This is a genomic window from Butyrivibrio sp. X503 (genome assembly GCF_003625475.1).
GTDB lineage: Bacteria > Bacillota > Clostridia > Lachnospirales > Lachnospiraceae > Butyrivibrio.
Genome location: NZ_RAIQ01000001.1, coordinates 241,373 through 254,082, shown reverse-complemented (window position 1 = coordinate 254,082; position 12,710 = coordinate 241,373). Strand labels below are relative to the sequence as shown.

10 protein-coding genes are annotated in these 12,710 nt (G+C 41.8%); all 10 read left to right on the top strand.

The genetic code is table 11. From position 1 onward, the window contains the following. Positions 1-3: 3 nt before the first annotated feature. The 10 genes from D6853_RS01085 to D6853_RS01040 all read left to right on the top strand — a co-directional run bounded on the left by D6853_RS01085 (position 4) and on the right by D6853_RS01040 (position 12,683). Entirely contained in the window at positions 4-2,253 is a 2,250-nt protein-coding gene (locus D6853_RS01085; protein WP_120655966.1) for a LicD family protein, read from the top strand. Positions 2,254-2,304: 51 nt separating this feature from the next. Next, a complete protein-coding gene (locus tag D6853_RS01080; protein ID WP_120655965.1) occupies positions 2,305-2,847 on the top strand; it encodes a hypothetical protein in 543 nt (180 codons plus the stop codon). 61 nt (positions 2,848-2,908) lie between these two features. After that, entirely contained in the window at positions 2,909-4,345 is a 1,437-nt protein-coding gene (locus D6853_RS15445; RefSeq protein ID WP_243108262.1) for a WecB/TagA/CpsF family glycosyltransferase, read from the top strand. A gap of 30 nt (positions 4,346-4,375) precedes the next feature. After that, positions 4,376-5,983, top strand: coding sequence for an O-antigen ligase family protein (locus tag D6853_RS01070; RefSeq protein ID WP_120655964.1), 1,608 nt, complete (start codon positions 4,376-4,378; stop codon positions 5,981-5,983). 11 nt (positions 5,984-5,994) lie between these two features. Further along, positions 5,995-7,470: a sugar transferase gene (locus D6853_RS01065; RefSeq protein ID WP_120655963.1), complete on the top strand. Its 1,476-nt coding sequence runs from the start codon at positions 5,995-5,997 to the stop codon at positions 7,468-7,470. Continuing rightward, positions 7,471-8,550 (top strand): GDP-mannose 4,6-dehydratase, encoded by a 1,080-nt coding sequence (locus D6853_RS01060; protein ID WP_120655962.1) that lies wholly within the window; start codon positions 7,471-7,473, stop codon positions 8,548-8,550. Between the two features lie 17 nt (positions 8,551-8,567). Beyond that, positions 8,568-10,151, top strand: coding sequence for a DUF6056 family protein (locus tag D6853_RS01055; RefSeq protein WP_120655961.1), 1,584 nt, complete (start codon positions 8,568-8,570; stop codon positions 10,149-10,151). Next, on the top strand, positions 10,141-10,560 hold the full coding sequence (locus D6853_RS01050) for a sugar 3,4-ketoisomerase (protein WP_120655960.1): 420 nt from the start codon (positions 10,141-10,143) through the stop codon (positions 10,558-10,560). The genes D6853_RS01055 and D6853_RS01050 overlap by 11 nt, the downstream gene beginning before the upstream one ends. An 8-nt stretch (positions 10,561-10,568) precedes the next feature. Beyond that, positions 10,569-11,522: a glycosyltransferase gene (locus D6853_RS01045; protein ID WP_120655959.1), complete on the top strand. Its 954-nt coding sequence runs from the start codon at positions 10,569-10,571 to the stop codon at positions 11,520-11,522. Between the two features lie 36 nt (positions 11,523-11,558). Continuing rightward, entirely contained in the window at positions 11,559-12,683 is a 1,125-nt protein-coding gene (locus tag D6853_RS01040) for a DegT/DnrJ/EryC1/StrS family aminotransferase (protein ID WP_120655958.1), read from the top strand. Positions 12,684-12,710: the final 27 nt, after the last annotated feature.

Here is a 12,710-nt window from a genome sequence, read left to right as displayed (position 1 = left end):
GCGATGAATCGGTCTGTTGATTTTTTCAGAGACGAAGTCAGAAACGGTTTTTACATACCTACTGCGATCAAGCAGGCTTGGGCGGAGACTCTGGATGTTCTTGAAAATATAGATAAGATATGTACCAAGCACGGCATCAGATATTTCGCCGATTGGGGAACGGCTCTTGGCACGGTAAGACACGGTGGATATGTGCCGTGGGACGACGATCTCGATATCTGCATGCTTAGGGATGACTATGAGAAATTCAGACAGGTTGCCGATGATGAACTTCCTGCAAACTATGTCATTCACGACTATGAAAGAAAAGAAAACCACTGGCTCTTTCTTGCAAGAGTCGTAAACAATTCCAAGATGTGCTTTGATTTCGATTATCTCAAAGAGCACAATAATTTTCCGTATCTTGCCGGAATAGATATTTTTATTAAAGACTATCTCTATGAAGACGAGGAAAAAGAGAAGGCGAGAGATTCGGAAATCATGAATCTTCTAGCGCAAGCGGAGAATTATATAAATGATGAAGAAAAAAGAGATCGCGCGGTAGAATTATACAGGGCTGCTGAGAAGAAGATGGCAAGTGTAAAGCCTGAAGAAACGAATCTTGTCGGACAGATATTTCCGTGGATCTTGAAATACGGAAGCAGGAGCGGTGAAAAGAAATCACTTTATGAAAGTATCGTTCGTCTCCCCTTTGAAGATACGACCATTCCGATGTCCACTCATTATAATGAGATGCTAAGATCCAGGTACGGAGATTACTGCGTTATAAAGAAGGTCTGGAGCGGACACAACTATCCGTTTTTTGAAGGACAGAAAAAAGAGATGGAGCAGATCTCGGGAGAATCACTATCGAGATTTAAATTTGATGAATCAATGCTTCGAAGGGATGATCCCGATAAGAGCGGTTCGCTCAAGCAGATAGCAAAAGAGTGTCTTGCCGAGATGGAGAGAATGTTGGAGAATGCGTTCACTTCAGATTTCACTCAGACAGTCGGCGATCTTCAGCAGCTTTCTGCAGATCTCGGAACACTGATCGAGAGCGTAAAAGGTGAGAAAAGACCTTGTACACTTAAAACTGTAGATGCACTTCAGGCTTTTTGCGATGCGCTCTGGGAAGAGTATAATCTGATCGCCGGCGCTTTAGGAGACGATACCGATATAGTACAAGCAAAAGATATTGGAAAGGATCTCCCCCGCAGCAGAGCGGCGCTTGATAAAGTTGCCGCATGTGTTAAAGAGAATGTTTTAGACAGAAAAGAGATTGTTTTTCTCAGCATCGGACCGAAAGAATGGAAGTCTTTTGACATGTATTATAAGAAGGCGACGGCCTGTGAAAATACCGACGTGTTTGTGGTTCCTCTACCGCTAATGAAAAAGGATTATATCGGAAGGATCATGATGTCGGATGAGGAGATAGAAGCTGCGGTTTGCCTTAATAAATATCCCGAAGATATAGATTACACAGATTGGACAAGCTATGATATGGCATTGCATGCGCCTGAAACGGTATATATTCATAACCCGTACGACGGCGCCAATCCTTGTATTACGGCTCCCTCTTCTTTTTATTGTGAAAATGTGAGAAAATATGCGGATGAGGTAATTTATGTTCCTATAGCCGACACCTCGGAAATAAGTGGGGAGGATACGACGGACCTATACAATATGGGACATTATGTTACCGCTCCCGGCATTGTCTACGCCGACAAGGTGATCGTTCAATCGGATAATATCAAAAGACGGTATGTTGAAGCTCTTACTGATTTTGCGGGAGAAAAAACTAAGGATCTCTGGGATAAAAAAATAGAGGTAAGGGAGACCTTGCACGATGAATGTGCAGGGGAAAACAGACAGATAACCGGAGCTAATGCAAGTGGCGAGAGTGACAAAAAGAAGCTTCTGGTGTGCATCGGCGCAAACGAATTATCTGAAAGTGAAGGCTCTTTTGCTGAGCTTCTGAATAAGAAGCTTGAAGTTATAAGAAACAAAGAAGCCAAGCTTAAGGTATCTGTTTTGTTATATCCAAGTGATGAAGCGGCCTTTGAAAGTGCCGGAAAATCCGAATGTAATTTAGTCTGTGACATTTTGCGGAAAGCGGAAAAAGAGGGAATAATAGACAGAGTCTTGGCTTCACCCGGTCAGGCAGATGATATGTCGAAGGAATATGATGCTTATTATGGCAGTCCGTCTCCTTTTGTACCGGCATTTTCTGTTTCCGGAAAGCCTGTGATGATTGCGGATTTCGGACTGTAATCGGCTTATATGGCGATGAATCCATACCGGAAAGAAAAGAGGTTTTAATATATGAAGAACAATAAGAAACTGATAATTATATTGTTATATCCATATCTGTATATGATAGGAATCGCGATAGTTCTTGCGCTTTCGGCTTTAGATATAAGCTTTGACGCTGTGTCTTTTATGTTGGTGCTGGCATTTATTGTGAATGTCGCTGTGATAGCCGTCACAGTGATCAATCTTATTCAGGCATTCGCCGGTAAGCACAGATCGGTCGATCTTGCAGGTGCGAATATGATCATTAAGCTTGCGCATATACCTGCATATGTGATCCACTTTTTATTGGGATGCATCGCTATTTTCATGAGCGTATGGGGAATAGGATTTATCATTTGGTCTATTGTTATCGATCTTGTGACTATTATTTTTTCGGGACTTGTCGGAGCAAGCGCCGCGATAAGTGCTTCCAAAGAAAAGACATTGCAAAACAGCGATCCTGTTAAGTATGCGATTCTTAGCTTTATTTATTGCTTAGACGTAATATTTGCCGTCATCTATAACTTAAAGATAAAAAAGGCAACACAAGCACAGGGCGAGATGGTATTATGATGATAGGCTTTGACCCATAGGTCAAAGGACTAACCCGTAGCATTTCTACACGGAGCAGATTATGAACACTTACAAGAAACAGAATTTTCCGATAAAAAGAATATTCATACTTGATGAGATAGCACTTGTACTCGCGATGATAACTGCGCTTGCACTTAGATACAGGGAGCGTTTTTTTGTTGCTCATACTTTTTATGACGGTTTATATGTCATGATGACGATCACCGTATGTATTTTTCATGTGATCATCTTTCTTATTTACGACAATAAAAAAGAGCATGTGTTTGTTCAGGATCCTGTTCAGAATCTGATGACTGTCATTAAGGGAAAATGTATCCTGATGGCGCTTTCTCTTTTGTACCTGTATGCGTTCAAACTTAGCGTTCAGGCGTCGAGACCGGTGATCGGATTATTCTTTATTTTTGCTATAATATACAGCTTTATTTTCAGATATATCTACAGAAAAAACTATCTGGATACGCACAATGGTCTCGGAGACAGAAAGGTGCTCACCGTTTCCGCAAAGGATGCTGATGTTGAAGAAATAGCGGCTTCCTACGTTCAAGGAAAGTACGATGATGTGCTTATAAAGGATGTTACCGGCAATGAAGCCCGTGCAAAAGATATCGCGAAGAAGGCGGAAGAACTCGGTATTAGGACATACTACGGCATAAGCAGCGGAGATTACGATGTTAAAGCCGGAATTATAACAGATATAGATGATCATTCATCGATTCCTGCATTTGTCAGAACTGAGCGATTTGAAGTGTTCGGAATTAAATATGCGATCGCAAGGACAGAAGAAGCGGTCTTTCATGTACTTGGACATTTAAAAGAGTTATCGGGTAAATATATCTGCTTTTCCAATGTGCATACAGCCGTTATGGCCAGAGAGAATGCGGATTACAAGAATGTTCTTAACGAGTCGGCATATACATTTGCCGACGGCGCACCTATAGCTAACCTTCAGAGGAAAGAAGGATATATTGGCGCAGACAGAGTTGCGGGACCTGATTTTATGGAGCATATGTTCAGAGATACAGCAGAAGGACAGGCTTCTCATTATTTCTACGGGGCATCGCAGGAAACGCTTGATGCGCTGAGAGATAATCTCATTAAGAAATATCCCGGTATAGATATAAGAGGCATGTATTCGCCTCCTTTCAGAGCACTTACCGAAGAGGAAGACGCTGCGGATGTTGAGAAGATAAATGCATCCGGAGCGGATATAGTATGGATCGGACTGGGAGCACCCAAACAGGAAAAATGGATGCTTGCACACAAGGATAAAGTAAAAGGCGTTATGATGGGCGTCGGCGCGGGCTTTGACTTCCATGCGGGCACTATCAAAAGAGCTCCCGAATGGATACAGAAGATTGGTTTTGAGTGGCTTTACCGTTTGTTCCAGGATCCCAAGAGACTGTTCTCGAGATATTTTGTCACCAATACAAAGTTTTTCTATTATCTGTTCGGCGATCTGTTTAAGAAGCGCAGATAAAAAGGTGACTTTTAACCGGAAGGTGTTTTTATGAATGATTTGATAAAGAAGATCACTTCAAACAAAGACAAGATAGGAGAAGGCATATACCTTCTCTATTTTGCTGTTATGGTAGGAGCGAGGGCTGCGGGATTGTACGAGGGAATGACCATGTACAATATCTGCTTGGCTCTCGGACTCTTTCTTTTTGCGTGCAAAATTGTGATGGCCGAACACACTTTAAAAGAGTATGGTGTTATGGCTGCATTTTTTGCACTCGCCATCCTGGTATATCGCTTTACCGGTGAAAAAGGACTTATTGTCTGCTTTACGATGATGTTTGGAATGAAGGGCGTCTCAGTAAAAAAGACGATCATGTCGGGCACCGTGGTATCCGGTGTATTTATACTCGGAAAGATTGTTTTGGGAGTGTTCGGAATTCTCCCGGAAGTTTATTATCCTCAGGACAGAGCGGCCGCGGGACTTATGTTCAGACATGCTTTTGGCTATGCTCATCCCAATACACTCCACATGAACGTATTGATGCTTACGATGATGGCCGTTTATCTTTTGACCACGGCCGTTATGGCGAGCAGTATTGATAGAAAGAAAAAGCTATCTTGTATCTATCTGATCTCTGTAGCAGCGCTTTTCTTTAACCTGTATATTTTTATGTATTCCGGCTCAAGGACGGGAATTCTCGCATGCATTGTCTTCCTTGTATGTAATATATGGTTTTGTATAAGAAAGAATATCGGAATATTTGAAAAGATAATATGCTATGCGGCATTTCCCGTAACCTGCGTGGTTTCGATAATCCTGCCGCTTGTTCTTCCCGAGAAAATATTTGAGCTTTTAAACAGAACGGTGTTTAATTCAAGGTTTATGCTGGCCAAATATTTTTGGACCAACAATCACTTGTCTTTGTTTGGAATAAGGCTCAATAATCCATTGGCAAACTATGAGACATACGGAATAGATATGGCGCAGATGTATCTTTTCCTTCAACTTGGAATTGTCGCATTTATTGTGATGGCGGCTTTGAGCTTATGGTTTATCAATAGGGCTATCAAGGCAGATAAACGTGCAGAACTTGCGGTTATGTTAGCTATGCTGTTTCTTGGAATGTGGGAGCCGCTTTTATATAATCTTGGATTTAAGAATTTTACATATTTGTTTATGGGACAACTGATGTATGCGTGTCTGAACGGGGATAACCTCAAGGCATTGGAAGTGACCAAAGACCGTGATGGCAGTGCGAACATCGTGGAACCGGCAGCTTTATTTGATCTTAGACGCTTTACCAAAGCGCTTACCGGCGCCGTTCTTTCGGGAATTGCGGCTTCACTTATCTTTCTTTTGGCAACAACTCCTCCGACTGCTCTGTATGGTGACAGGGAGCGAGGCGAAGATGGCGTAAGCTTTGGCATGGAGGCGCAATACCTTTCAGAGAGTGAAGTTAAAGAGCTTAAGGGAAACGGTGATATTGTAGTGGGATACAGAGGTGAGCATGCACCGATGTATAAGTACAGCAAAGATATTGCGGTTATGGAATACGATAAGAATGTGATCAGTGTCGGTGTCTGGATCGGAATACTGGCAATGCTTGTTCTCTGCGCGGTTCTCCGACCTTTCACCTTTAACAAAAATAAGGTATAATAATACGGATTATGAGTAATAATAATAAAACACTTCAAACATACATATTATGGCTTATAGACATAATGTGTATCATAATTTCCTATGTTATCGCGACAATCATCAGATTTGGCGGAGATAAAAGGATAGAACTCTTAGACGAAGATAAACCGGCACACTACATGGTATGCATTGTTTTTCTTCTGTTTTGTGTTGTTTACAATTTCTTTGCCGACTGGAACAGAGATTTTTGTGTCAGAGGCTATGCAAAAGAATTTTTAAACGTTGTGAGATTCATCGGAGTCATGATCGTGGCTTCGGTTTTTGTTGTTTTTCTGCTTAAGTGGAACATTGCGAGACTTGTCTGGTTTTATTTTATATTGTTTGATGTTGTTCTGACCTATTTTGCGCGAATTGCATTCAAGATCTTTTTCAGAAAAGCAATATCAAGTGACAGTAACGCTGTGAGAGTCGTGGTTGTCGCAGAGAGAAATCTTATGGAGGGCACGATCAAAAAGCTCACATCCAATGCGGAATTTCTCGGTTATAAGATAGTAAGAGCTTATGCTGCGGATTCAGTTCCCGACAATGCCAATACCGGTGATGTACAGACTCAGGGTGGCAACATGCAGACCACGGGCGAGTGGTATATAGACGGGATCCACATTCACAATGGTATCGAGAACCTTACATCGAGACTTTTGACGGATCCTTTCGATGAAGTATTTATCAACACTCCCAATATTCCTCAGAAGAATATGCAGGATATAATCCTCGGATTTGAAGAGATGGGAATAACTACACACTATAATCTTGAACTTCCCGGAATGGGAAAAGCAAGGTCTTCTTTCTCGGATTTCATGGATTACTCCGTGATCACATATTCGATGAACAGGACAAGCTATAAGCGCCTTTATATTAAGCGCAGCTTTGATATTTTATTTGGCCTTATCGGACTTGTTGCAACAGGAATCATCACACTGTTCCTTGCTCCGGCGATCAAGCTTGATTCGCCCGGTCCGGTTTTCTTTTCACAGATCAGAGTAGGCAAGAACGGAAGGCGTTTTAAGATCTACAAATTCAGATCAATGTACGTTGATGCAGAGGAACGCAAGAAGGAGCTTGAGTCTCAGAACGAGATGAAAGGGCTTATGTTCAAGATGGATGACGATCCGAGAATTACCAAGGTCGGAGCATTTATCCGAAAGACAAGTCTTGATGAGTTTCCTCAGTTTTTGAATATTTTAAAAGGCGATATGAGTCTTGTCGGAACGAGACCGCCAACGGTTGAAGAGTTCAGAAGATATAACGGCTATTACAGAAGAAGGCTGTCCATGACTCCCGGTCTTACAGGACTTTGGCAGATCAGCGGAAGAAGCGATATTGAAGACTTTGATGATGTCGTTAAGCTTGATCTTAAATACATTGACAACTGGAGTCTTACAGAAGATTTTATGATAATCGCAAAGACTTTTTATGTTGTTCTTTTCGGAAAAGGCGCAAAATAAATGCTTACTAAAAACATAGATCTTACAGGAAAAAGAATATTGATCACAGGCGCAGCCGGATTTATCGGCGCCAATCTTGTGACGGCTGTTTTAAGCAGATACGCAGATGCAAGCATAGTAGGAATCGACAATATGAACGAATACTATGATGTCGGTATCAAGAAAGACAGACTTAAGAAGATTGCAGAGATCGCAAAGGGCGATGAGAAGAGATTCAAGCTGATTGAAGGAAGTATCGCCGACAAAGAACTTATAACCAAAGTGTTCGATGAGTTTAAACCTGAGGTTGTGGTTAATCTTGCGGCTCAGGCGGGAGTAAGATATTCGATAGATAATCCCGATGCTTATATCGAGTCCAACATCATTGGATTTTACAATATTCTCGAAGCATGCAGACATTCCTACGACAAGAAGACATCCGATTACAGCGGCGTTCTTCACCTTGTGTATGCTTCGAGTTCGAGTGTATACGGAAGCAACAAGAAGATTCCTTACAGTGTTGAGGATCAGGTAGATAATCCGGTTTCTCTATACGCTGCGACCAAGAAATCCAACGAGCTTCTCGCGCATTCGTATTCCAAGCTCTACGGAATACCTTCAACGGGACTTAGATTCTTTACCGTTTACGGACCGGCAGGAAGACCGGATATGGCTTACTTTGGTTTCACCGATAAGCTTGTAAAGGGCGATACGATCAAGATCTTTAACTTCGGTAATTGCAAAAGAGATTTCACCTATGTTGACGATATCGTCGAGGGCATCATAAACGTGATGCAGAAGTCTCCCGATGAGAATGAGAACGGCGTTAAATACAAGGTTTACAACATCGGAAATAACGATCCTGTAAATCTTATGGACTTTGTAGATATACTTCAAAAAGAACTAATTTCTGCGGGAGTACTTCCTGCGGATTATGACTTCGAGGCACATAAGGAGCTTGTTCCGATGCAGCCAGGAGACGTTGAAGTCACTTATGCGGATGTGACCGCACTTGAAAATGATTTTGGATTTAAGCCTTCCACGTCTCTTACGGAAGGTCTTCGAAGTTTTGCCAAGTGGTACAAGGAATATTACGGCTAAGGAGTTTGATGCCAATAATGCTTGATTACAAGTTACCTTTTTTAAAAAAGAGAATATCGTTTAAGGCACTTAGCATTGTAATGATCGCTATATACGTGCTAAGTCTTATACCTGTGCTGGTATTGGGATTTTATGATTTCCCCTCAGCGGATGATTTTTCCATGGCACTTCAACCACATCTTACATTTGTGGAGACAGGGAATTTTTTTAGCGCGGTAGTAGCCGCTTTTGGTAAGGCGTATTGGATATATAACAACTATGAAGGCTATTTCTTCTCAGCCTTACTTACTTGCTTATGTCCTGCGGTGTTTAGTGAACAGTTGTATTTTCTTGTTCCTTTTATAATTATCTCAATGCTTACATTCGGAGTGTGTTATTTTTTCAATGCACTCTTTGTCAGAGCGCTTAAGCTTGATAAGCATCTTACCAATGTTGTTTCCATGACAACGCTTATTATGATGATCCATTTCCTTAAGGCAAGTGGCGCAAGAGCTCAGGGCTTCTATTGGTGGAGCGGAGCGGTTAATTACGTTTTCACTTTCGGAATGGCGTTCTTTTGGGTGGGGCTTCTTTTAAGAATCCTTTATGACGAGGATAAGAAAGCCTGCAAAAGAAAGCTTATCTGGGCTTGTATCTGGGCATTCCCCATGGGAGGCGCCAACTATCTGACGGCACTTGAGCTTGCCATCATTTCTTTTTTGATATTGTTTATCTGTGTTATGAATAAGTTTTCCAAGATAGGAATAGAAGGTCTTGGAGAAGTCGGAAAGAAATACGTCAAGCTGATATGGATTCCTGCCGTGATCAATCTGATAGGCTTTGGATTCAGTGTCACAGCGCCGGGAATTAAGATAAGAAGCGCAGAGACCATAGGTAACTCACCTGTAAAAGCCGTTTTGCTTTCATTGTACGGAACGTTTAATGTTATTATAGATGAGATGGCCAGATGGGAGACTCTTGTAGTTTTACTGCTTCTTGTGCCTATTTTTTGGAAGCTTGCGGGAGGACTTAAGCATAGGCTTCGTCATCCATTGATATTTATTGTGTTTGCATATGGCATGGTTTCGTCTAATATGACACCTGCTTATTATGCGGTATCCAACTTTGACGAAGGTCGCCTTATTGTTCTTGCCTGGATGGAGTTTGTATTTTTTGCGGGACTATCCGTATTTTATATCACGGCATGGATCAGAGGACTGTTTGAAGATAAGATTTTTTCTGCAGCAAAAGAAACTTCCAAAAGCGATTCTTTTTCATGTGAAGCTTCTTCTGCAATTCTTGTTCTTTTTGCGGTTCTTATATATGGCTCTGCGCTTTGCGTGATGCCCAATCCGCATTATTATACGGCAACCAGTGCGCTATATGAGCTGGCAAGCGGTAACGCCGCAAGATACAAGGCCGAGAATGCAGAAAGACTTAAGGCATTAAAAGATCCTTCTGTAAAGACAGCGGTATTGAAGGAGTATACGGATGCTCCGGATATGCTCTTTTATAAGGACATAACAGATCCCGAATTTGATGATTATTGGATCAACGGATCGATGGCGAATTATTACAACAAAGATGAAATCGTAATTGAGAGGATAAAACATGAAGAGTGATTTTGACGAGAATTACAAAGTTCTTGAATTTAAGGAATTCGGCGATGATAAGGGTAACCTTGTTGTTGCGGAAGGCTCGGGCTTTGATATACCTTTTGATATCAGAAGAGTTTTCTATATTTACGGCTCTGAGAGAGATATCAAGAGAGGACTTCACGCTAACAGATATACCAAGTTTGTGCTTATAAACGTGAGCGGCAGCAGCAAAGTTCTTATTGATGACGGCAAGAAGAGAGAAGTTGTTGTTCTCGATAAGCCCAGAATGGGACTTTATTTAGGTCCCATGGTCTGGAAGGAAATGTATGATTTTTCACCCGATTCGGTTCTTCTGTGCCTTGCAAGCGAGCATTACATCGAGAGCGAATATATTCGTGACTACGATGAATTTATAAAGGAAATAAATGGGTAAAAGAAATTATGAGTAAACTTTCTATTGTTATTCCGGTTTATTACAACTCAGATACACTGGAGCTTTTATATGATGATCTGAAAGAAAAGGTTCTCGGAAAGATCGGCGATTACGAGATCGTATTTGTTGATGACGGTTCCGGCGATAACTCCTGGGAGATCATAAACAAGATCGCTGCGCGGGACAAAAACGTTGTAGCTACCAAGCTTTCAAGAAATTTTGGCGAGCATGCGGCGCTCCTTGCAGGTCTTTCGGTATGCACAGGTGATTGTGCGGTTACCAAGCAGGCAGATCTTCAGGAAGATTCAACACTTATTCTTGAGATGTACGAGAGCTGGAAGCGCGGAAATAAGGTCGTTCTCGCTATCAGAGGAGAAAGAGACGAGAATCCCGTAAAGAAATTCTTTGCAGGCTGCTATTATTGGCTTGTAAGAAAGACTATAAATAAAGATATGCCTCAGGGCGGCTGCGACTGCTACCTTATAGACAGGCAGGTCATCAAGGTCCTTCAGATGATGGATGAAAAGAACTCATCGCTTACACTTCAGGTTATGTGGGTTGGATTTAAGACTGAGAAGATCTACTTCCACAGAAAAGACAGAGAGATCGGAAAATCTCGCTGGACACTCGGAAAGAAAATAAAGCTCGTAATTGATTCAATGATGAGCTTCTCATATTTCCCAATCAGATGTATGGCAACGATGGGAACGGTATTTGCATTGTTATCACTTATAGGTATTATTTATGTGATCACGGAAAAAGTTACCAAGCAGACTCCTATCCTTGGCTATGCATCGGAGATGACGGTATTGTTCTTTGGCTTTGGAGTTTTATTCTTAATGCTCTCAATGCTCGGAGAATACATCTGGCGTACTCTTGAAGAGTCACGTAATCGTCCTCCGTTCATCATTGATGAAATTCATCGTTCCGATGATTCGGATAAAGAAAAAGACAAAGAGTGATAACAGTATTTGTCAAAAGAATCAAGAAAGGCAATTATGGAAAAGATAATGCAGGGTCGCATGGACCGCGGCTTTCAAAGATATCAGAAAGAATATGAAGAAAAGGCTCTCGAAGTTCTGAGATCCGGATGGTATATTCTCGGAAAAGAAGTAGAGAACTTTGAAAATGAGTTTGCAAAATATGTCGGAACGGATTATTCCGTCGGCGTAGCAAACGGATTGGACGCTCTTTGGCTGGCTTTCAGAGTGCTTGGAATCGGCAAGGGAGATGAAGTTATCGTTCAGGGGAATACTTACATTGCCAGCGTAATGGGTATTACCATCAATGACGCAACTCCTGTATTTGTTGAGCCCAACGAATACTATCAGATAGATGCGGACAAGATCGAAGAGAAGATCACGGATAAAACAAAGGCTATTTTGGTCGTTCATTTATACGGACAGGCAGCTGAGATGGATAAGATCACGGCTATCTGCAAAAAACATAACTTAAAGCTTGTAGAGGACTGTGCGCAGTCTCACGGAGCATGCTTTAACGGAAAGATGACCGGAAGCTTTGGAGACATCGGATGCTTCTCATTCTATCCTTCCAAAAACATGGGCGCTTTCGGAGATGCGGGCGCTATTACAACTAACGATCCCGAGCTTGCAAGATTGGTCAAGATCTATCGTAACTATGGAAGCGAGAAACGTTATTACAACATGGTTGTCGGAGCGAACTCAAGACTTGATGAGATGCAGGCGGGACTTCTTAGGGTTAAGCTGACTCACATGGAAGACATAACCAAAGAAAGAGAGCAGCTTGCTGCTGTTTATGATAAGGGAATAAATAATCCCAAGGTTATTAAGCCACTTGTTGCAGAGGGTGCTACAAGCGTATGGCATCAGTATGTGCTTAGAGTAAAGATAGAAAGCGGAGAAGATAAGGCTGCGGAGAGAGACAGGTTCAAAGCTTATCTTGAGGAAAACGGAATCATGACGATCATCCATTATCCTATTCCTCCTCACAGAGCTCAGGCGTATGAGTATTTAAATCTTCCCGAAGGCTCTTTTCCCATCACGGAAGAGTACGCCAAGGAAGTTATATCGCTTCCGATATATACGGGCATGACTTTGGAAGAGCAGCAGCGCGTTATTGATTGCGTAAATTCTTTTGAGTGATAATTTATATTATTCTCACAAATCTAT

Coding starts and splice junctions, on each gene's coding strand:
- D6853_RS01085 (WP_120655966.1), top strand. CDS start 4: ATGAATCGGTCTGTTGATTTTTTCAGAGACGAAGTCAGAAACGGTTTT.
- D6853_RS01080 (WP_120655965.1), top strand. CDS start 2,305: ATGAAGAACAATAAGAAACTGATAATTATATTGTTATATCCATATCTG.
- D6853_RS15445 (WP_243108262.1), top strand. CDS start 2,909: ATGAACACTTACAAGAAACAGAATTTTCCGATAAAAAGAATATTCATA.
- D6853_RS01070 (WP_120655964.1), top strand. CDS start 4,376: ATGAATGATTTGATAAAGAAGATCACTTCAAACAAAGACAAGATAGGA.
- D6853_RS01065 (WP_120655963.1), top strand. CDS start 5,995: ATGAGTAATAATAATAAAACACTTCAAACATACATATTATGGCTTATA.
- D6853_RS01060 (WP_120655962.1), top strand. CDS start 7,471: ATGCTTACTAAAAACATAGATCTTACAGGAAAAAGAATATTGATCACA.
- D6853_RS01055 (WP_120655961.1), top strand. CDS start 8,568: ATGCTTGATTACAAGTTACCTTTTTTAAAAAAGAGAATATCGTTTAAG.
- D6853_RS01050 (WP_120655960.1), top strand. CDS start 10,141: ATGAAGAGTGATTTTGACGAGAATTACAAAGTTCTTGAATTTAAGGAA.
- D6853_RS01045 (WP_120655959.1), top strand. CDS start 10,569: ATGAGTAAACTTTCTATTGTTATTCCGGTTTATTACAACTCAGATACA.
- D6853_RS01040 (WP_120655958.1), top strand. CDS start 11,559: ATGGAAAAGATAATGCAGGGTCGCATGGACCGCGGCTTTCAAAGATAT.